A 20,249-nucleotide genomic window follows, 5' to 3' on the forward strand; every position below is an offset into this window, starting at 1 on the left:
CGCTCAGATCCGCGTCGTTGCCATGAACCGTTCGCGGTCCTGCTGCGTACGGCGGCGGATCTCCTCCAGCGCCTGGCTTTCGGTGGCCTGCAGCATCGCTTCGAACAGGCGCTGGAAGTGATGGCGCATCGCATTGCGTGCCGCCACCGGATCACGGGCGCGCAGCGCTTCGAAGATGGCCATGTGCTCATCGGCACGGCTGGCGCCATCGTCATGGCAGACCCGCGAATAGACCTCGGTGACGCGCGGCAGCTCGCTGCGCATGCGCCAGATCTGCTGCACGAAGTACTCCACTACCGGATTGCCTGACAGGCGGGCAATGGTCAGATGGAAACGGCGATCGTACTCACCGGCTTCCTCGTCGCTCAGGTCGCGACGGCACAGCGCTTCGGCCAGCCCCTGCAGTTCGGCGATGCCGGCATCATCCAGGTTGCTGGCGGCCAGCGCGGCAGCCTCGGCCTCGAATACCGCGCGGGCAGCGGTGAGGTCGAAGGCACTGACATCCGGCAACCCACCCGGGACCTGCGTCGGCCGCGGCTTCACATGCACGCCGGAGCCGATGCGGATGGCGATCCAACCCTGTGCTTCCAGTGCGATCTCGGCCTCGCGGATGGTCACCCGGCTGACGCCGAACCGTTCAGCCAGCTCACGCTCGCCCGGCAGGCGCGAGCCCGGCGGAAACTCGCCGTCCTCGATCAGCTTGCGGAGCTTGGCGGCGATGGTCTGGTAAAGGCGGTTGGCGGACATGCGGCTGACCCTTGGCGATTCCCTCCGGGCCCCTGCCCTGCCACCGCGGCCGGCAAGGGTCCGGTTGGAGCGACGGCGCGACCACTGGCCGCGCCGCCCTGTTCAGAACTTGTATCGTACACCGAAATACGCACGCCGCCCGTAGGTCACCACTTCGCGGAAGTTCCCATAAAGCGGCTGGTAGGCCACGCGCGGCTCGTTGGTCAGGTTCATCAGTTCCAGCGACAGCGACAACTGCTTGTTCACCCGGTAACGCAGGCGCAGGTCGACGCTGGTGTTGTCGTCGTAGTAGCGGTTCTGCTGAGCGGTATTGCCAGTGAAGTCCTGGTAATAGTGCGAGCGGAACTTGCCGATGGCCTGGATGTTGAAGCGCCCAACGTCCCAGTAGATCGAACCGGACAGCACGTGCCGCGAGAAACCGCTCAGACCCGCCGGTGGCACGATGGCCGGAATGATCGTGCCATCACTGGCCAGCTGCTCGCCCAGCCGCGAATCCTGGGTGTGGTAGTCGGCATCGGCGTAGTTGTAGCTGACCTTGAAGCCCAGCCCGTCGAACGGCTTGGGCAGGTACGACAGTCGATGGGTAGCGCTCAGCTCGAAGCCGGTCAGCGTGCTGTCTTCGTCGGTGGTCACCTGCTGCCGCACCGGCACGGTCACGCTCTGTCCATCGATGGTGTAGGTCTCCGGCACCAGCGCCGTGGCGGTGCCGCCGTTGAACTGTTTCCAGTACACCGCACCGGCCAGCAGGGTGTCCGGGTTCGGGTACCACTCCAGCGACAGGTCTCCGTTCCAGGACATCAGGGGTTGTGCAGCTGGGTTGCCACTGGCGCTGATGTCGTCCAGCGCATCGGCCAGATTGCCGTAGGTGGCATCGCTGCTGACGTTGATGGTGCGCCCTGCGCCCAGCGCGGCGATATCCGGCCGTGACATCGCGCGGTAGGCGCCGACCCGCAGCAACAGGTCCGGCCGCAGTTCGAAAGCCGCGTTCAGGCTGGGCAGCAGCTTGTCGTTGCCCGCCTTGAACACCTGGGTGCTGTAGTCGCCGGTGGGCTGCAGACGGATCGTACCGTCTCCGTTGTCTTCAATGCGCAGGCCGGTACGCACCCCTTCGGAACGCACATCGGTCTTCACCCAGCGCAGGCCAAGGTTGCCGGTCACCGGCAGCCCAAACAGCGTGCTGCTGAACTCGCCCATCAGGTAGAGCGCGCGGGTCTTCTCGGTGATATCGACATTGTTCGGATCCTGGAAGCCCGGATCGAGGCCGCTGTCCAGGCTGCCACGGAACGACTGGTACAGGCAGTTCGGATCGAAGTACGCCCAGGACGAAATCGTGTTGCCGCTGGCCGCATCCATGAAGTCATCCTGCGGGAACGGCGCGCGGCAGGCCTGGTTGGCGGCGATGATCTTCGCTTTGTCGGCCGCCACGCGCTGGTCGTAGTCGGTTACCAGGGTGTTGTCGCGCAGGCGGTAGTCGGCCTGGCTGGCGCGCACGCCGCCTTTGATGCGGGTGAAGAAACCGGACTCCGGCATGAAGCTGGCATCGAAGCGGCCGGCCTTGATCCTGTGGTCGTTCTCCGTTGCGCTGGAGGTGACGCGCGCCGCGCCGGTGTAGGCGTCCCAGTTGTTGGGGTCGAAGTTCGGCGCCAGGGCAACACTGGGCACTTCGCCATGCCAGTCCCAGTCGTAGTCCACGTACCCGGTGGCGCCACTGCTGATGCCGGGAACGATGGCATTGTTGACGTCGCGCTGGTTGGCGCGCAGCCGGGTCATGCGCTCGCTGTCGAGACGATTGGTGTGCGAGTAGGAAAGATCGGTGGACAGTTCCCACGCCGCGCTTGGCCGCAGGATCAGATTCAGGCCACCACCGGTGTATTCCTCACCGCGCCAATAGCGGTTGGAGGTGGAATCGATCGAAGTGCTGCCATGCAGGTGGCGCACGATACCCTCGTCGTCCACCTCGCGCTGGGTAATGCCGCGGCGCGCATTGGACAGGCTCAGGTCACTGCGGTTCTCGTACCAGTTGCGCTGGGTGTGCTCAAAGTCGACATTCAATTCGACCACGTCATTGGGCCGCCACTGCAGTGCGGCGAACTCGCTCTGCCGATCGTTGCGCTCCTGCTTGAGGCGGTAGATGCGGCTGCTCGGCACCAGGTAATACGGCGCACCGTTGGCGATGGCCTGTGCACTGACTTCGCCACAGTTGGCATTGGCCACGTTCTGCGTGCCATCGCAGGCATACCAGGTGGAACCGCTGGTGATGCTTTCTTCCGGATCGGTACCTTCCAGGCGCTGGAAGCCCAGCGATATGCCCAGCTTCTGCCCGTTGCCGAACTCGAACTGGTCGATGTAGCTGGCGGTGCCACGGTAGCCGATGCCGTCGTCGTCGCGGTACTTCTTGTCATACTCGGCCCAGCTGCCACGCATATCGATCTGCGCCGAGCGCTTGCCGTACTCCAATGGACGTACCGTTTCCAGGCCGATGGTGCCAGCCACGCCACCTTCGATGATGTCGGCGCGCTGGCTCTTGTAGATGGCCACGGTGTTGATCAGCTCAGCCGGGAACATATTGAAGTTCACCGAGCGGTCGCCACTGCCGTTGGTGATCTCGCGGCCGTTGAAATTGGTGCTGCTGAGGAAGGCGCCCAGGCCACGGATCGAGATTTCCGAGGCACCGGTCTTGTCGCGGGTCGAGGCGGCACCGGTCAGGGTCTCGATGGCATCGGCCAGCGACGGCGCCGGCAGGTCGCCGATGTCGTCGGCGGAGAGCACATCGGCAATGACCGTATCGTCGCGCTTCTTGTTGATCGAACTCTGCATGGACTCGCGGATGCCGGTGACCTGCACCTGGTCCAGCGTGGTGGGATCCTGCCCTGCCGCGTCCTTGCTGGATTGCGCCTGGGCCGTGGGCAGGCCCGCCAGCACGGCGAGCAGCGCCACGATCAGGGGTGTGGGGGACAACGAGATGCTGTGCACTGCTCCGGCGGGTCGCCGCATGGTTTCCTCCTCCCAAAGGATCGCCTGCATGCCAGGCGTGGGATGCAGCTTCGGCACGACGACATGAAAATGTCAACCAATTGGTATGCGATTTCGTAAATGCCTTTTATCTATACCACTTGGCCGCCATTTAATGTGCTTTTGCAGCATGACTTTGCGCCAACTCTGGCTTACAAAGGACCCCGAAGTGGTATGCAAGCCCACCCTGAAACGACGGCACGGCCGCCTCTGGAAGGATCTCATGCGCATTCGCTCGACTCACCAACCAGGATCCAGTTGTTTCATCGCGACGTGCCTGACCACTGGTCTGGCACTCTGCCTGACCACTCAGCCAGCGTCTGCGGCAAGCTGGCTGGTTCACGACATGGCCGAATTTGCGACGGCTTCGGCATCCCTGCAGCCAGGGGATGAAATCGTGCTGGCGGATGGCACCTGGACCGACGCCCGCCTCCTGCTGAAAGGCCAAGGCACGGACGCAGCACCGATCGTGCTGCGTGCGCAGACCCCGGGCAACGTGATCCTCAGCGGGCGCTCCGACCTGCGCCTGGCCGGCCGCTACCTGCAGGTGTCCAATCTGGTGTTCCGCAACGGCTACGCACCCGGCGACGCGGTGGTGGCGTTCCGCGAATCCAGCAAGGCGGTCGCCAGCAGCAGCCGCGTCACCGGCCTGGTGATCGACGACTACACCAACCCCGATGCCAGCGACCAGGACTACTGGGTTTCCTTCTATGGCAGCCACAACCGCCTCGACCACAGCCAGCTGCGCGGCAAGACCAATGCCGGCCCCACCGTGGTGGTGGTGCGCGATGCCACCCAGGGCCTGGACAACCAGCACCGTATCGATCACAACTGGTTCGGGCCGCGCCCGGCACTGGGCGTCAACGGTGGCGAAACGATACGCGTCGGCACCAGTGATAGCTCACTGAGCGACTCCAACAGTACGGTGGAGAACAACTGGTTCGAAGGCTGCGACGGCGAGACCGAGATCATCAGCAACAAGTCCGGCGGCAATACCTACCGCGGCAACGTGTTCTACCGTTCGGCCGGCGCGCTCACGCTACGCCATGGCAACGGCAACCGGGTGATCGACAACGTGTTCCTGGGCGACGACAAGGCCGGCACCGGCGGCGTGCGCATCATCAATGCCGACCAGACCGTCAGCAACAATTACTTCGAACGATTGGCCGGCTCCAGCAACCGTTCCGCGCTGGCGGTGATGGACGCGCAGGCCGATCCGCCGCTGTCCGGCTATGCGCCGGTGGTGAATGCCACGATCAGCCGCAATACCTTCGTGGATGTGGCGAAGATCAGTTTCGGCGTGGGCCATGACGAGGCCAAGGGCATCGTGGTGGCCGCGAGCAACAGTCGCTTCACCGGCAACCTGATCGTCAACCGCACCAGCAGGAACCCGCCCGATGCCGCCAGTTCGCTGGCCGGCATCAGCTTCAGCGGCAACCTGCAGTCGCCGCAGGCCAGCCCGGTGTTCCCCGGCGGTATCGAAGGCCGTGCGGTCACCCTGCAGCAGTCCGCCAATGAGTTGTGGGTACCTGCGCCCGCCCTGCCCACTGTCGGCGCCGATCCCGGCCTGGCGATGACGGCGCGCACAGCAACCGGCGTGGACTGGTATCCCAAGGTGGGCGAGGTTGCCCTGTCACGCACCAGCACCGGAGTCGATCGATGAGGTTGCAACCGCTGTCCGTTTCCCTGGTCCTGGCCCTGGCCGTTCCGTTCGCCCTGCTTCCCGCAGCGCCGCTGCTGGCGGCACCCGCCGCAGCCACTCGCCAGGCCGATACCGAACCAGTGCTGGTGACTGCCACGCAATGGCAGCAGATGGCCAGCGAAGGTAGCCGTTACCCGTGGTTTGCCAAGGAACAGGCACGCACGCAGAAGACCCTGCAGAAGATGATGAAGGCAGGTATCGACGTGCCGGTGCCCAAGGACAAAGGCGGCGGCCGCACCCATGAACAGCACAAGCGCAACTACCAGGCACTGCTGGCGGCCGGCACGCTGTACCGGCTGACCGGCGACAAGGCTTATGCTGATTACGCGCGTGACATGCTGCTGCAGTACGCCAAGCTCTACCCCACGCTTGGGCCGCATCCGGAAGGCCGCGGGCAGATTCCCGGCCGCGTGTTCTGGCAGGTACTGAACGATTCGGTGTGGCTGGTCAACGCCATCCAAGGCTATGACGCGATCCGTGATGCGCTGTCTGCCGAGGACCGCAACACCATCGAATCGAAGGTGTTGCGGCCGATGGCGGAGTTCCTGGTGAGCGAACCGAAGAACTACGACCAGATCCACAACCATGCGACCTGGGCGGTAGCTGCGACCGGCATGACCGGCTACGTGCTGCGCGACCCGGAGCTGGTGGAGAAATCCCTGCGTGGCAGCCAGAAGAACGACCAGTTCGGCTTCCTGCGCCAGATCGACCTGCTGTTCTCGCCCGATGGCTATTACGAGGAAGGCCCCTACTACCAGCGCTATGCGTTGGCGCCGTTCCTGCTGTTCGCCAACGCCATCGAGCGCAACGAGCCGCAGCGGAAGATCTTCCAGCGTCGCGATGGCGTACTGCTGAAGGCCGTGGACGTGTTGGTGCAGACCAGCTACGGCGGTCTGCTCTTCCCGATCAACGACGCCATCCTCGACAAAGGCATCGATACCGAGGAACTGGTGGCTGGCATCGGCATTGCTTACGCACGCACCGGTGACGACCGCCTGTTGTCGGTGGCCCAGCAGCAGAAACGCCTGCTGTTGTCCCCCGAGGGACTGCAGGTGGCGCAGGCACTGGCCGCCAACAAGGCCAAGCCCTTCGATTACCGTCCGATGCTGCTGCGCGATGGCCCGGACGGCGACCGCGGTGGCCTGGCGATCCTGCGCATGAACGGCGAACGCGGCCAGGCGCTGGTGCAGAAGGACACGATGCAGGGCATGGGCCATGGCCACTTCGACAAACTCAACTGGCTGTTCTACGACAACGGCAATCCGGTGGTGACCGACTACGGCGCTGCCCGCTTCCTCAACGTGGAAGCCAAGCGGGGTGGCATCTACCTGGCCGAGAACCGCAGCTGGGCCAAACAGACCGTGGCCCACAACACCCTGGTGGTGGACGAACAGAGCCACTTCAAGGGCGACTGGAAGCGCGGCGAGGAGCATGCCCCGCAGGTGCGCTTCTTCCAGGCCGATGCCGATACCCAGGTTGCCTCGGCGACCATGCGCGATGCCTACCCCGGCGTGGTGTTCACCCGCACCCAGGCGCTGCTGCGCCACCCCGACCTGGGCCTGCCGGTGGTGCTGGACCTGCTGCAGGTGCACGGCGACAAGGCCGCGCGCTACGACCTGCCGCTGCACTTCAACGGCCACATCGTCACCACCGGCTTCGAGGCAGAACACTTCCCCACCCAGCGCCCGGTGCTGGGCAAGGACAACGGCTACCAGCACCTGTGGCTGGATGCACGCAGCACGCCCGGCAGCGAATCGCGTTCCCTGGCGTGGCTGCTGGATGGGCGCTTCTACACCTACCGCTTCGGCAGCAGTGCGCCGGCACAGGCGCTGCTGGTGGAAAGTGGTGCCAACGATCCCGAGTTCAACCTGCGCCGTGAACCGGCCCTGCTGCAGCGCGTGGAAGGCCAGAAGGACGTGACCTTCTTCAGTGTGCTGGAGCCGCATGGCGAGTACAACGGCACCGCCGAGTACGTGCACGGCGCGGACAGCCGCATCAAGGACATCGTGCGCAGCCGGGGCAGCGATGCAGAGGTGATCGAACTGCGCCTGGCCAGCGGTGCACGCATCGCCCTCGGCGTGGCCGACGACAGCAGCGCCAAGGGCGAGCACAGCGTGACCGTGGACGGCCATGCCTACCGCTGGAGCGGCAGCCATGCACGCATGGACCGCAGCAAGGGTGACGGAAAATGAACGGCCCTGCCGTGGTGGCCAACCTGCGCAAGGTGCCGGTGCGTTCAGCAGTGCGCTGGTTGATCGTGGGCCTGATCGCCGTCGCTACGGTCATCAACTACATCGACCGCAATGCACTGGCGGTGATGTGGCCGGAAATCGCCAGGGAAGTAGGCGCGACCAAGGACGACTATGCCCTGCTGGTAACGGTGTTCATGCTGTTCTACGCCGCCGGCCAGTTCCTGTTCGGGCGCCTGTTCGACATGATCGGCACGCGGCTGGGTTTCGCGCTGTCGATCAGCGTGTGGTCGATCTCCATCGCGCTGCATGCGGTCACCCACTCCATCCTGTCCTTCAGCCTGGTGCGCGCGATGCTGGGCATCAGCGAGGCAGGCGCATGGCCAGGCGCGGTCAAGGCCAATGCCGAATGGTTCCCGGCGCGCGAGCGCGCACTGGCACAAGGCGTGTTCAATGCAGGCGCATCGGTCGGCGCGATCATTTCCGCACCGGCCATCGCCGGCCTGTATCTGTGGCTGGGCTGGCGCGGCACCTTCGTGTTGGTTGGTGCCATCGGCTTTCTGTGGTTGCTGCCGTGGCTGTTTGTCTACCGCGCCGGGCCGGACAAGCATCCGTGGGTGAGCGATGCGGAGCGGCGCCTGATCCAGGAAGACCAGGCCGGTCAACAGACGGAGGCGGCTCCGAAAGCCAGCGTGCGCGAGCTGCTGGCCCATCGCCAGAGCTGGGGCATGCTCGCCTGCCGCTTCCTGCTGGATCCCATCTGGTGGCTGTTCGTGTCCTGGCTGCCGATCTACCTGGCTGAAACGTTCGGCTTCGACATCAAGCAGATCGGACTGTTCGCCTGGGTACCCTTCGTCGGCGCGATGCTGGGCAGCCTCAGTGGTGGCTGGCTGTCGGGTCGCATGATCCGCGCCGGGCACAGCGTGGACCGCGCCCGCAAGCTGGCCATCACGCTGGGCTGCGTGATCATGGCCCCTGCCCTGCTGGGTGCTGTGCTGGCCAACCAGCCGCTGCTGGCGGTGCTGGCGATCGCTGCGGTGCTGTTCGGATTCCAGGTGGCCATCGGCAACATCCAGACCCTGCCCGGCGACCTGTTCGACGGCCGTTCGGTGGGCACGCTGGCGGGCCTGGGTGGCCTGGCGGCGGTCGCCGGCACCTTGATCACCACCTGGCTGGTGCCGGTGCTGACCCGCCACTCCTATGCCCCGATCTTCATCCTCGTCGCCGCGCTGGTGCCGCTGTCGCTGGCTGCACTGTGGTGGTGGACCGGGCCGATCCACAAGCTCGACCGTCGCGGCGGCTGAGCCTGGCCCTCCTTCTCTTCCAAGTACATCCATTCCCCCGCAAACCAAGGAGTTTTCCGCATGTCGTTCCAGGACAAGGTGGCCATTGTCACCGGCGGTGGCCGCGATATCGGCCGCGCCGTCTCGATCAAGCTGGCCGCTGCAGGCGCCCGTGTCTGCCTCAATTACGCCAATGACGAAGCCAGTGCACTGGAGACGCTGGCGATGATCGAGGCTGCCGGCGGCCAGGCTATCGCCCATCGCGCCGATGTCACCGATGCCGCTGCAGTGGCCGGCCTGGTAGCTGCAGCACAGGCGGCGTTCGGCCAGCGCATCGACCTGCTGGTGAACGTGGCCGGTGGCATGGTGCAGCGTCGCCCGCTGGCCGACATCGACCCGGCGTTCTTCCACGCCGTGATGGACCTGAATCTGACCTCGACCTACCTGACCACGCACGCGGTGGTGCCGCACATGCGCGACGGCGCGGCCATCGTCAACTTCGCCTCGCAGGCAGGTCGTGATGGCGGTGGCCCGGGCGCATCGATCTACGCCACCGCCAAGGCGGCAGTGATGACCTTCACCCGTGCCATGGCCAAGGAGCTGGGGCCGAAGGGCATCCGCGTGAATGCACTGTGCTGCGGCATGATCGCCACCCGCTTCCATGATGAGTTCACCAAGCCGGAAGTGCGCACCGCGGTGGCGGGCGCCACCCCGCTGCGCCGCCAGGGTCTGCCAGAAGAAGCGGCGGATGCGGCGGTCTACCTGGCGTCGGATGCGGCGGCGTTCATCACCGGTGCGAATCTGGATGTCAACGGCGGCACCTACTTCTCCTGATACCTGACCGGACTCCTGCCCATGCAGCGCTGGACACTTCTGCTTTCATTGACACTCTGTTCCGTCATGACCGCCCCCGCCGCATGGGCGGCGCCGGTCTGGGTCACCGCATGGACCGCGTCACCGGCGCCCGACCGCAGGGACGGAACGCCCGAGGCCCCCGTACAGTTCGCCGCGCAGACCGTGCGCCAGGACATGCGCATCGGCAGCCGTGGCGACGCGTTGCGGCTGCGCATCAGCAACGAACTCGGCACGGCGCCGTTACGGGTCGAGGACCTGCGCGCAGGAGTGAAAAACGGCGATTCCGCCCCTCTGCCGGTAACGGTGGATGGCCGCGCGGTCATCGAGGTGCCGGTGGGTGCCGCGCTGCTGAGCGACCCGGTACCGATGCCGGTGGCGGCGCTGCAGGAGATCAGCGTAACGGCCTACTTCCCGCAGCCTACCCATCCCGCCGTGCGCCGCACCGAAGTGCGGGTAGCGGACGGCAGGCAGACATCGGTTGCCGACAGCGTGCGGCTGAGCTACCAGCAGAACGTGTTCTCGGCGGTGATGGTGCAGCGCGCTGATCGTCCCCAGGTGATCGTGGCACTCGGCGATTCCATCACGGAAGGTGCCACCGCCCGTCGCGGAACCTTCAACCAGTGGCCGGAGCGATTGGCGCAGCGCCTGCAGCAAGCCTGCCCGAACCGGTTCGTGGTACTCAATCAGGGCATCAGCGGCAACAAGCTGCTTGACCATGGCCGCAGCCACAGCGCCCTGTCACGATTGGATCGCGATGTGATCGCGGTGGCCGATGCCGATCAGGTCATCCTGTTCGAGGGCATCAATGACATCCGCCACGGTGGTGACACGCAGCCGCTGCCTGGACGCAGTGCGGCGGACATGCTGCTGGGCTATCAGCAGGTTGCAGCGCGACTGCATGCGCACGGCATCCGCGCCTGGCTGGGTACGTTGACCCCATTCGGTGGTTCCGAGCGCTACGAGCCCGTGTCCGCAGCGACCCGCACCTCGATCAACCAGTGGGCACGCGGTGGGAAGACCGGGTTCGATGGCATCATCGATTTCGATGCCGCGCTGCGTGACCCGAAGGCCGTGGAATCGTTGCCCAACGACATCACCCGCGACCACCTGCACCCCAATGACGAAGGCTACCGGCGCATGGCCGATGCCATCGATCTGCGCATGCTGGGCTGCACCCCCACCGAATGAGAGAGAACCGATGAGCCGCGTCGTTTGTTTCGGTGAACTGCTGCTGCGCCTTGGCGCACCCGGTCGTGAACTGCTGCTGCAGACACCGCAGCTGCAGGTCCACGTGGGGGGCGCCGAGGCCAATGTGGCGGTCTCACTGGCCTGTTTCGGCCACGATGTGCAGATGGTCAGTACGGTGCCCGGCAACGCGCTGGGCCGGCATGCCGTGGCCGAGCTGCGGCGGCATGGTGTGGGCGTGGCAGGTCTGCGTGAAGTCGACCGAGACCGCATGGGCCTGTATTTCCTGGCCACCGGCGCGCTGCAGCGCGCCAGTGAAGTGGTGTATGACCGGGCAGGTTCGGCATTCGCCAACACTGCACTTGCCGACCATGACTGGCCAACGCTGTTGCGTGATGCGCAGTGGCTGCACCTTTCCGGCGTCAGTCCGGCGCTGGGCGCCAATGTGGCCGAATCCGTCTTGAGCGCTGCACGGGCCGCACGCAGGTCAGGCGTGCGTGTGTCCTTCGACGGCAACTACCGACCTTCGCTCTGGCAGCGTTGGGGCGGCAACGCCGCCGCCATCCTGCGGGAGCTGTTCGCCGAAGCGGATATCGTCTTTGCCGATCATCGCGATATTGAACTGGTGCTGGGACTGCGCTTCGCTCAGGACACCCCCATCGCGCGCACGTCGGCCGCTGCAGCGGCCGCGTTTGCCGCGTTCCCGCAGCTGCAGTGGCTGGCCTGCACCCAGCGCGAGCTGGTCAGTGCCGACCATCACGTACTGGGCGCACTGCTGCTGGGGCGCGACGGCACCCGCGCACAGGCACCCTCGCGACCACTGCCCGGCATCGTTGACAGGATTGGTGGCGGCGATGCATTTGCGGCCGGCATCCTGCATGGCCTGGTGTCTGGGTTCGATGCAGAGAGCACCGTCCGTTTCGGTCTGGCCGCAGGCGCATTGAAGCACTCCATTCCCGGGGACTTCAGTCCCGTGCGCGAGGCCGAGGTCCGGGCGCTGCTGGAGAGCGAGCAGTTCGACGTCCGGCGCTGATCGGACCGGTAGCCCGATTACTCTGCAGTCCGCGCCGCAGTGCCCTGATTGAGCCGAAGGTAGACGCTGCCGGTGCGGGTATCGAGCAGGAGATTGAACTGCTGCAGCGCCTCGCTGCCAAGAATTCCTTCACCGCCGGAGCCATCGTCATCAAGGGTGATCGAGGCCTTGGCATCTTTCAGCTGCAGGCTTGAAATGGTCGCCACAGGCACGCGCACGTCCACCGCCCTGATCCTGCGGCCCGCGCTGCCGCTGAACTGTGATGTTCCCAACCGCTCCGGGAACGCCGCCTGCAGATCATGGGTAGCACCGAATGCATAGGCCAGATCGATGCTGCCATTGCTGCCCGTGTCCAGTGCAAGCCAAGGCATGAAGGTACGACTGCCGTTGCTGAGCGCTACCTGGATGGCCGGGGTATTGTCGATCCAGCGCACGTTGGCCCTGACATACCCGACGAGTTCGGGAAGATCGTCATGCACGCGCAGCACGCTGCGGTCGTAGTCGATCTCCAGAACACTTCCCAGGAAGAAGGTCCAGCCCAGCACCGCATCGAAGGGTCTCCCCTGGTAGTTGATCACTACGGCTCCCATCGGTCGTCGCATGGCGCCGATCTGGACGGAGTTATGCGTGCTGTAGTCTAGAAAAGTCACTCCGTCGGAGCCGGTATTCTCGCTCTGGTCGTCAATGACCAGCTTTGCATCCCGTTGAACGTGCTTGGCAACCGCCAGCGCCGATGCGCCGGTATCGATGAGGAAGCGAAGCGGGCGCGAACCGTTGATTGAGCCTTCAACGTAGATCCGATGGTCTTTGCCCAGTTCGAAGGGAATCTCGGTGACCGCAGCGCTGGCCGTGAGCGGCCCCAGCAGGATCAGCACCATGCATCGGAATGCTGCGCGAGGAATTGCATGCATTGAGAGGCTCCTTCCCAAAGCGTGGCGCAGCGGGCGCTGTGCCCATCGCAGCTTGGATGCAGATACCGATGAAAAGGTTTAACGCTCCTGTGCAGTTGATTACCGAGCCGTCAGGCCCGGATCATTTGCCCGATATCCATGCTTCCAGTGCCGCAGTGTCTCTCATGTCGCCCTCATACCGGCGATGGGGAACGTGCGGTTGATTCGAACCACGCACCCGTCCCCGAAAAACCTTCATCGGCACCGAGATCCTGGCCAGCCCGCTGGGCAGCCGTTCCGGCCGTACATCCATGTAAAGGCTGTCGGCCGAGGTCTCCACGCCTACCTGCTCCGCACCCAGCTGCTTCCACAGGTCCAGTGCATCCAGGCAGGCCGAGCCACACGAGGCATCGGCCAGTACCACTACCCTGCCGCTGCGCATTGATCCGGCACGGACCGGCTTCGATGCCTCACCTGCCGGGATGCTGGAAGGGTCGTGCCACAGCGCCTCCCCTCTCCCAGCTGCCTGCACCATTCCCGCCGTCACGGTTTCCAGCATACGCAGCAGCTCGGGCGAGGCGTCGGGCGCCTGCTTCAACTTCTGCAGGAAACCGCGCAGCTGCGCGATGTTGGCATCGGACGTCCGCCATTCGACCCAGCTGTGGTCAGGCAGCGCATCCACGGCATCGCGGCCCCAGATCAACCGCGCCAGCTCGATGCTCCAATGCGAAGCACCGCCACTGTTGCCACGTACGTCGAGCACCACCAGCGGCGCCTGCTGCAGCGCCTCGGCTTTCAGCGAAAGCTGTTCAAGCAGGCCGGTCAGTTGCCTGAAATTCTGCTCGGTCGGGTCGGCGTTGAAGCTGCTGGTAATGATCCAGTAGCCGCCATCGGGCATCGTGTGCCAGCCGTTGGCCGGGCGGAAACTGCGGCGGGTGTCGGCCAGGCGCTCCTTGCGCTGTGCTGCCTGCAGCGGCTGCCACCGCAGCGCATAGGCCTTCTCATGCCCACCCACTCCGAACATGCAGGTGTGCAGCGTAGTCACGAACGGATTGCCCTGGTCCAGCATCACTTCGCCACCGGTCAGGATGCGGCTGGCCTGCAGGTTCCAGCGCCCGCTGAAGTCACCCACCCGGCGTGCAGCCAGTGTTTGTGCATCACTGCCATCACACGACAGCAACCGTGCCCCCAGCGGCGGATGGCCCGGGCCACCGTCCACGGTCATGACCAACTGCCTGTCGCCGTCGAAGCCGGTCAGGAAACCGGGCCAACGCGTTGGCAGCTCCGGCGCGCCGGCAAGTGCATTGAGGCTGACATGACCATCATTGAACGCCGCCGCATAGCCCTTCATCGCCCACCAGTACCCGGCGAAACTGCCGACCTTGCCGGTGCGTGAGCGTGCAAGCGCCAACGCATCGTCCAGCTGCGCAACGAAACCGGGATTCTGCCGGTCAACCATGCCTGGATGACTGCCGCGCATGGCCGCGTCGGCGGCATCCAGATCCTTCATCAGCGTGGCCGACCAGTCGGTCGGCGCATCCTGCGCGCCCGGTGCAGCAAGCAGCGCACCGATCAGCAGCCCTGCGATGGTCATCGATTCAACCCTACCCTGGATCAATCTGCAGTCTGGCAGCTTTCCCGCATGCTGTGCCGCGCCCGCCGCAACGGGCGCGGCACCCCATCAATGCAGCGGCACCTTCAGTACCGAAGGTGCGTTGGCGGGCGAACTGAAGGTCACCGCACCACCCAGCTGGCTGATGCCGGCATAGCGCAGATCCACCGTATCGACCACCAGGGTCAGGCGGCTGCCGGCCGGAATGTTCCAGCTGCTTGCTTCGAGGCGCAGGTCGAGCGTCTTCGGCTCGCCCGGCGTGGCACCACGCAGCGTGTAGGGCTTGTGGCTGATCAGCTGGCCATTGCCCAGCACATCTTCCGCATACAGGTAGGCATACAGCGTGGTGTTGGCGCGGCTGGGGGTGACGGTCACGCGCACTTCGGGGGCACCATCCAGGCGCCGGGCGCTCCAGTAGATCGGCCCCTGCCAGACACCGGCGGCATTGCGTCCCACGAACGGCACATAGGCCCCCGGTGGCAGATTGATCATCTGCAGCGCGCCAGACGCCATCGCGATGCCGGAGTTGGCCGCCGTCAGCAGGCCACTGCCGATGCGATAGTTCCAGCCCGTGGTACGCCCGTTCTCTGCCAGGCCACCAGTGGGCAGCAGCAACCCGCCCGGTGCGGTCAGCCCGTAGCTGACGGCGCCACTGTTGGTGGCCTGCCAGTCCGGATAGCGGCCCCAGCTGCCCTTCTGCGACTTCAACTGCACTGCCGCCTGGCGCTCGATCCCATTGGGCGTGCCTTTCAGGTAGTGATCGAACCACGCCCCCACCTGGTCATAGACCTCATTGGGAATTCCCAGCGCACCGAAGGCCTCGTTGAGTGCGTGGTCGCCGTGGCGCAGCTGCAGCTGCTTGGGGCCCTTCAGGCGATTGAAGAAATCCACCAGCTGGCCCGGCGGGAACAGGCTGTCGTTGAACGCGTTGGCCAGGAAAACGGCTGGCTGGTTGGCGTTGATCTCGTCGATGCTGGCGCCGGGGCTGCGCTGGGCCGCAACCGGCAACAGCGAATCCACCGCACCCTGGTAGTTGCCCAGCAGCACGCTGCGGTTGATGGTGGCCAGCTCCGCACCTGGGCGCCCCGTGGCCAGCCCGGCTGCCACCAGCAGGGCGATGCCCTGTGCGCTGGGGGTGTCGTTGCTGTACAGCGACGCCTGCAGGTCGGCCCAACCGCTCAGGGCCGCCACGGCCTTGATGCGCGGATCGCGCGCCGCCGCCAGCAGGCTGGTGCCGGCGCCGTAGGAGATGCCGGAGACGCCGATCCGCGCCGGATCAGCCCGGGTGTTGTCCAGCGCCCAGTCGATCAGGGCGCTGACATCTTCGACAGTGGCCGGCCCGGCAATGTCGATGGCGCCGCCCGATTCCCAGAATCCGCGCGAACTGTAGCTTATGACCACGTAGCCACGTCGCGCCAATGACTGTGCCACGCCCACATATTCGACGCTCGGAACTGCCCAGCTGCTGGGCATCACCAGCAGCGGATAGCGACCGCTGCCTGCGTCCTGCGGTTCGATGACGAAGGCCCCGAGAGGGGTTCCATCCCAGCTGGGAATGGTGCGGTGGGTGGTCTTGACCGTGGCCGCCCAGGCGGTGGGCGCCAGCCCGGTCAGCAGGATCAACAGCAGCAATACCTTGCGCATCGTCGTCTGTCCCCGTCGGTTGTGATGCAACGGGTTGGACCGTACCAGTGCGAATGGTGGGTGGCACCTTGCGACGCAACATGACGCATCGCGGCTTCACGCGGATCGAGACTGTGACGCTCCTTCTCACTTAAGGATGGATGGACGTCAACATGCCTCATTCCCCATCAGTGGGGGTGAGACACGGCGGCGCAACGGCGACTTTCAACAGGCCCTTCCAGCTGAGTGAACGCAGCGCATGCCAACATCAGAAGACAGAGCAATTGACCTTGTGTTCCACCGCTGAAGTTTCCAGACCGGACGCATCCTTGAGCGAGCTCTGCAGAATGGCGGTAATGGGTGGGCTATCCCACCAGAGTCCTTCGATGAGCGCACAGGACCAGGCGTACACAAATGGCGTCTGGGTCTTCTCAGGGAAGTCGAAGGACCACGTTCCGCATGGCTGCGACGGAAGGCAGTTGACAGAGGTGATGGAGAGCGTCAGCGGAAACTTGGGTTTACCCCGAAAGTCGATCTCCACGGGAATGTTCGATGCATAGCGCCCTGACACTTCGTCGATTTTCTCGATATCGAACGATTCGGTGAGTACCGTCAGACCCAGGGACGAGATGCGCTCGATGGGCATGTAGAACAGATCATTCCTGTAAGCCGTTCCCGGGTCGCCGCGCCCGTGGATGATGCCGACCGCTGCGTTCCCTACGAACACCGGGCCACCGCTGTCGCCTCCTACTGACATCGCATCGCCTGTCGTGCTAGTGGCGCGGATGTAATTGCCGATCGCATTATTATGGTTCGAGTGCGAATTCTTGTCGATTATCGTGCCGCACATGTAGCTGCCGGCATATCCGCTCTTGCAGACTGACGCGCCCACTGGAAGAGAAGTGGATGGCAGGGTGCTGGTAATGTCCAGTGTCGGAGTCGGCCCGGCAACCAGTTCGATCTGATTCTTCTGGGCATGGCGTGCGCCCGAACTCGGCTCTTTGTGCCACTGTACATCGTAGTCCCCTTGATTGTTCTCGGACTGGAATACAAGTGGTGAAGAAAGGCCAACGTAGGTTGCCACGTTGTCGCAGTGACCGGCAGTTGTAATGCCAAGATCGTTATCGGCATCGAAGACGTTGAAGCCAGTGGTGCAGCGTTGGGGAGACCCATTGATCCGGTGCCCTCCGGAAATGGTGGTGGTCTCCACAAAGCCGGTGGTGGGCAATAGCTCGACGAAGTCAACTGCGCGCAGTAGACGCCACATTGCACGGGTTGCTCTGTCAACATCCTTGACGTGGAATGTGACCATGGATCGCTTGATGTCGATGCCCGACATAAACTCGATGCCTGCGGAGCGCAACTGTGCGTCTCCTTCGTCTTGCACCGCGTGCATCATCTCCATTGATTGAGGGGCGATCACAGCTGTATAGCGTGAATCCGTCGTGAAACTTCGCAGGGTCTGTATCGGCGTGGAAGTGAGTTTCACCACTACGCGGAAGTCAGGCACATGCTCGATGTAAAGACCCGCAAACGTCTCAGGATGCAGGGCCTGTAACTGTCTTTCGAGCTGCCCCGCCCTCATCGTAGCCGTTTGTCGCTGGGCCGCTTCCCTTTCTGTCACGCCATAGGCGCGCGAATAGGAGTAGATCGTTGGATCGATATCGCCGGGTTTGGCAGACACCGAAAAGCCCAGTGTCGTCAGAAGCAATCCCACCAGCCCACGCATCTTCCTCCAGCGTTGCTTGTGCATCGTCCGCTCCTCTTTTCTCGAAACGTGGAACATCATCATCGCGCCCGTGCTGTTGGGCCGAAGTTCACGCAATGAAGGTGATTGGATATGTCAACGCGGCTCGTCGACCAACACGACGCGGATGAGTGCATTTGCACTCATGGACAATTGCGAAGATAGGGTTGTGCAGGTTGTCCAATGAGCGGATTCGCATCGTCGACAGAGGCTCAATGGAGCTCGACCCGACGATGTTATCGGCCGGATGGGACCGAGCACTCGGCCTGATGCCGCCCTTGGGTGAGAGACGCTGAAGGGGATCAGGCCAAAGCCACCCAAGATGGCGGCCACCGGCGCTGCGTACGACGCGGCCTTCGAACTGCGCATATGTCCAAGCTCCTTCCCTGTATGCACCTGGCCCGCTTTGCGCGGCCCATCGGTGCTGGCAGCCCGACTTCCCCAGCCGCAGCTTAGCCTGGCCACCTGAATAGAAATGCGACCTTAATCCCAGATTGGTGATGGCTCAAATCTGGCGGGGGAAGGGCACAGCCTGCACGTTGCGAGGCGCGTCTGCAGTAGCATGCGCTCGTTTCAGTCTCCGCCTCCTGATCTGACACATCTCCAGTGCTTGCGGGCGGTCACAGCTTCGCCTTTTCGTCGTTGACCGAAAGGCGACAGCTTGTGACGCTTACGACACCGCAGGGCCTGCACGGCCCGACCCGTGCGGCCAGGTCCTACCGCAATCCGCAGCACCCGACTCCGCAACGTCTCCACATGACCTCGCCCCGGCATGGTCGTGGCGGACGGCTGCGCCCTGAACTTCTGCTGGAGAACCGCAATGCGCCTTGCAAGCTTCTTCTTCGCGTTCGTCCTCAGCGCCTTCGCTGGCGCTGCCCAGGCCCAGGTCGTTACCCTCAACAAGGGCGGCTTCGTGCTCACCTACGACTGCAGCATCCACAGCGCCACCCGCTACGAGTACACGCTCACCGCCGACACCGGCTCCGCCGCGCGCCCGTCCAGCTTCTACAAGGACCCCGACCTGCCGGCCGGTTGCCTCGGCCAGAACAGCACCGCGTCGTATGCCAGCATCCGTAGCGGCTATGACCGCGGCCATCTGGTGACCTCCAACCACATGGACTACAACGCGACCTACATCCGTCGCGCCAACTACATGAGCAACATCGTCCCGCAGGTGTCCAGCTTCAACCAGGGCATCTGGGTGAAGGCCGAGAACGTGGCCGAGTGCTACCGCGACATCGCGCCGGTGGATGTCTACGGCGGCGTGGTCTACGGCGACGCGTCCAACGATTACTTCCTGGCCAGCCACGGCATTCCGACCCCGGAATTCTTCTGGAAGACCGTCATCACCCGTGACCCGAACACCGGTACCGCCAAGGCGATCAGCTGGATCATCCCCAATGAGGCCAACCTCGGCAGCCTGGACAACTATCTGGTGACCATCGCCGACCTGGAAGAGCTGCTCGGTGCCAGCTACGTGGCCATCAACGCACCGGCTTCGCTGAAGAACATGCTGCCGGCCACCACCTGGCCGCAGCCGGCGGGCTGTGATCTGGGCTGAACATCCTGTTGGATGGACGCGGGGCGCTCGGCATGGCCACGGGTGCCCCGCTTGCGCGGCTGTGGGAAAATGGCCGGTGATTGCCCCGCTGCATTGCCCAGGAGCTGTAGATGTCCCGTTTTCCCTTCGATGCCGTGCTGTTCGACTGCGATGGCGTACTCGTTGATTCCGAACCGCTGGTAGCCCGCGTGCTCTCGGAAATGCTGACCGAGCGCGGCTGGGCACTCACCCCTGCGCAGGCGGGTGAAGTCTTCCTCGGCCAGTCCGTGGCCCATCTGGCCGGGCTGATCGAAGAGCGCACCGGCAAGCTGTTCACCGAGGAATGGCTGGAAGAGTTCCGCCAGCAGCGCAACCGGGCATTGGAACGCGACCTGGTTGCGATCCAGGGTGCGCCCGAGGCCGTGCGTGCGATCGCCGCCGCCACCGGCGGGAGGATCGCCTGCGCGTCCGGTGCGGACCTGCACAAGGTGAAGCTGCAACTGGGCAAGGTCGGCATCCTTGATGCCTTCGGTGCCCACGTGTTCAGCGGCCAGGACATGCCGCACACCAAACCGCATCCGGATGTCTATCTGGCTGCCGCTGCAGCGCTGGGCGTGGACCCGAAACGCTGCGCGGTGATCGAAGACACCGTGACCGGCGCAACGGCCGGTGTGGCCGCTGGCGCAACCGTATTCGGTTTCAGCGAAGGCGGTCCGCACCACAGTACGCCGGAGGCCCTGCGTGCCGCGGGTGCGCAGGTGATCTTCCAGCGCATGGAAGACCTGCCCGCCCTGCTTGCCGCCCATGCGGTCGACGCAGTCGCCTGATCCG

At 64.5% G+C, this 20,249-nt stretch carries 14 protein-coding genes; 8 read left to right on the forward strand and 6 right to left on the reverse strand.

The genetic code is table 11. The features are described from left to right. Positions 1 to 3: 3 nt before the first annotated feature. Both SMAL_RS10525 and SMAL_RS10530 read right to left on the reverse strand, forming a co-directional pair. Positions 4 to 747 (reverse strand): FadR/GntR family transcriptional regulator, encoded by a 744-nt coding sequence (locus SMAL_RS10525; RefSeq protein ID WP_012511125.1) that lies wholly within the window; start codon positions 745 to 747, stop codon positions 4 to 6. Between the two features lie 102 nt (positions 748 to 849). Continuing rightward, complete coding sequence (locus SMAL_RS10530) at positions 850 to 3,741, reverse strand: TonB-dependent receptor (protein WP_012511126.1); 2,892 nt, start codon at positions 3,739 to 3,741, stop codon at positions 850 to 852. Positions 3,742 to 4,105: 364 nt separating this feature from the next. On the opposite strand from SMAL_RS10530, the gene SMAL_RS10535 reads away from it, so the two are divergent. Genes SMAL_RS10535 through SMAL_RS10560 form a run of 6 tightly spaced genes read left to right on the forward strand, consistent with a single transcriptional unit; the run spans position 4,106 to position 12,006 of the window. Then, entirely contained in the window at positions 4,106 to 5,422 is a 1,317-nt protein-coding gene (locus tag SMAL_RS10535; protein ID WP_232273967.1) for a polysaccharide lyase 6 family protein, read from the forward strand. Then, positions 5,419 to 7,653 carry an oligoalginate lyase gene (locus tag SMAL_RS10540; protein ID WP_012511128.1) on the forward strand — a complete coding sequence of 745 codons (2,235 nt, stop codon included), beginning with the start codon at positions 5,419 to 5,421 and terminating at the stop codon, positions 7,651 to 7,653. Before SMAL_RS10535 ends, SMAL_RS10540 begins: the two co-directional genes overlap by 4 nt. Further along, on the forward strand, positions 7,650 to 8,954 hold the full coding sequence (locus tag SMAL_RS10545) for an MFS transporter (RefSeq protein ID WP_012511129.1): 1,305 nt from the start codon (positions 7,650 to 7,652) through the stop codon (positions 8,952 to 8,954). Before SMAL_RS10540 ends, SMAL_RS10545 begins: the two co-directional genes overlap by 4 nt. 60 nt (positions 8,955 to 9,014) lie before the next feature. Next, complete coding sequence (locus SMAL_RS10550) at positions 9,015 to 9,767, forward strand: SDR family NAD(P)-dependent oxidoreductase (protein WP_012511130.1); 753 nt, start codon at positions 9,015 to 9,017, stop codon at positions 9,765 to 9,767. A 21-nt stretch (positions 9,768 to 9,788) separates the two neighbouring features. Next, positions 9,789 to 10,976 (forward strand): GDSL-type esterase/lipase family protein, encoded by a 1,188-nt coding sequence (locus SMAL_RS10555; protein WP_012511131.1) that lies wholly within the window; start codon positions 9,789 to 9,791, stop codon positions 10,974 to 10,976. Positions 10,977 to 10,986: 10 nt separating this feature from the next. Then, on the forward strand, positions 10,987 to 12,006 hold the full coding sequence (locus SMAL_RS10560) for a sugar kinase (RefSeq protein ID WP_012511132.1): 1,020 nt from the start codon (positions 10,987 to 10,989) through the stop codon (positions 12,004 to 12,006). Positions 12,007 to 12,023: 17 nt separating this feature from the next. On the opposite strand, the gene SMAL_RS10565 is transcribed toward SMAL_RS10560, so the two are convergent. The 4 genes from SMAL_RS10565 to SMAL_RS10580 form a co-directional block, all read right to left on the reverse strand. After that, positions 12,024 to 12,884, reverse strand: a complete 861-nt coding sequence (locus tag SMAL_RS10565) for an aspartyl protease family protein (protein ID WP_232273968.1) — start codon at positions 12,882 to 12,884, stop codon at positions 12,024 to 12,026. Positions 12,885 to 13,038: 154 nt separating this feature from the next. Continuing rightward, entirely contained in the window at positions 13,039 to 14,490 is a 1,452-nt protein-coding gene (locus tag SMAL_RS10570; protein ID WP_012511134.1) for a S41 family peptidase, read from the reverse strand. Between the two features lie 87 nt (positions 14,491 to 14,577). Then, positions 14,578 to 16,152 (reverse strand): S15 peptidase family protein, encoded by a 1,575-nt coding sequence (locus SMAL_RS10575; protein WP_012511135.1) that lies wholly within the window; start codon positions 16,150 to 16,152, stop codon positions 14,578 to 14,580. 247 nt (positions 16,153 to 16,399) lie between these two features. Then, complete coding sequence (locus SMAL_RS10580) at positions 16,400 to 17,884, reverse strand: S1 family peptidase (RefSeq protein WP_012511136.1); 1,485 nt, start codon at positions 17,882 to 17,884, stop codon at positions 16,400 to 16,402. A gap of 814 nt (positions 17,885 to 18,698) precedes the next feature. On the opposite strand from SMAL_RS10580, the gene SMAL_RS10585 reads away from it, so the two are divergent. Together SMAL_RS10585 and SMAL_RS10590 are read left to right on the forward strand one after the other, a co-directional pair. Next, positions 18,699 to 19,439 carry a DNA/RNA non-specific endonuclease gene (locus SMAL_RS10585; RefSeq protein WP_012511137.1) on the forward strand — a complete coding sequence of 247 codons (741 nt, stop codon included), beginning with the start codon at positions 18,699 to 18,701 and terminating at the stop codon, positions 19,437 to 19,439. 110 nt (positions 19,440 to 19,549) lie between these two features. Next, positions 19,550 to 20,245 carry an HAD family hydrolase gene (locus SMAL_RS10590; protein WP_012511138.1) on the forward strand — a complete coding sequence of 232 codons (696 nt, stop codon included), beginning with the start codon at positions 19,550 to 19,552 and terminating at the stop codon, positions 20,243 to 20,245. The last annotated feature ends 4 nt before the right edge of the window (positions 20,246 to 20,249 follow it).

The organism is Stenotrophomonas maltophilia R551-3, assembly GCF_000020665.1.
Classification (GTDB): Bacteria; Pseudomonadota; Gammaproteobacteria; order Xanthomonadales; family Xanthomonadaceae; genus Stenotrophomonas; species Stenotrophomonas maltophilia_L.

Excerpts from the sequence above, each read along its gene's own strand:
- SMAL_RS10540 (WP_012511128.1), top strand. The coding sequence starts at position 5,419 with ATGAGGTTGCAACCGCTGTCCGTTTCCCTGGTCCTGGCCCTGGCCGTT.
- SMAL_RS10545 (WP_012511129.1), top strand. The coding sequence starts at position 7,650 with ATGAACGGCCCTGCCGTGGTGGCCAACCTGCGCAAGGTGCCGGTGCGT.
- SMAL_RS10525 (WP_012511125.1), bottom strand. The coding sequence starts at position 747 with ATGTCCGCCAACCGCCTTTACCAGACCATCGCCGCCAAGCTCCGCAAG.
- SMAL_RS10570 (WP_012511134.1), bottom strand. The coding sequence starts at position 14,490 with ATGACCATCGCAGGGCTGCTGATCGGTGCGCTGCTTGCTGCACCGGGC.
- SMAL_RS10560 (WP_012511132.1), top strand. The coding sequence starts at position 10,987 with ATGAGCCGCGTCGTTTGTTTCGGTGAACTGCTGCTGCGCCTTGGCGCA.
- SMAL_RS10555 (WP_012511131.1), top strand. The coding sequence starts at position 9,789 with ATGCAGCGCTGGACACTTCTGCTTTCATTGACACTCTGTTCCGTCATG.
- SMAL_RS10550 (WP_012511130.1), top strand. The coding sequence starts at position 9,015 with ATGTCGTTCCAGGACAAGGTGGCCATTGTCACCGGCGGTGGCCGCGAT.
- SMAL_RS10535 (WP_232273967.1), top strand. The coding sequence starts at position 4,106 with ATGGCCGAATTTGCGACGGCTTCGGCATCCCTGCAGCCAGGGGATGAA.
- SMAL_RS10530 (WP_012511126.1), bottom strand. The coding sequence starts at position 3,741 with ATGCGGCGACCCGCCGGAGCAGTGCACAGCATCTCGTTGTCCCCCACA.
- SMAL_RS10575 (WP_012511135.1), bottom strand. The coding sequence starts at position 16,152 with ATGCGCAAGGTATTGCTGCTGTTGATCCTGCTGACCGGGCTGGCGCCC.
- SMAL_RS10565 (WP_232273968.1), bottom strand. The coding sequence starts at position 12,884 with ATGGTGCTGATCCTGCTGGGGCCGCTCACGGCCAGCGCTGCGGTCACC.
- SMAL_RS10585 (WP_012511137.1), top strand. The coding sequence starts at position 18,699 with ATGCGCCTTGCAAGCTTCTTCTTCGCGTTCGTCCTCAGCGCCTTCGCT.
- SMAL_RS10590 (WP_012511138.1), top strand. The coding sequence starts at position 19,550 with ATGTCCCGTTTTCCCTTCGATGCCGTGCTGTTCGACTGCGATGGCGTA.
- SMAL_RS10580 (WP_012511136.1), bottom strand. The coding sequence starts at position 17,884 with ATGCACAAGCAACGCTGGAGGAAGATGCGTGGGCTGGTGGGATTGCTT.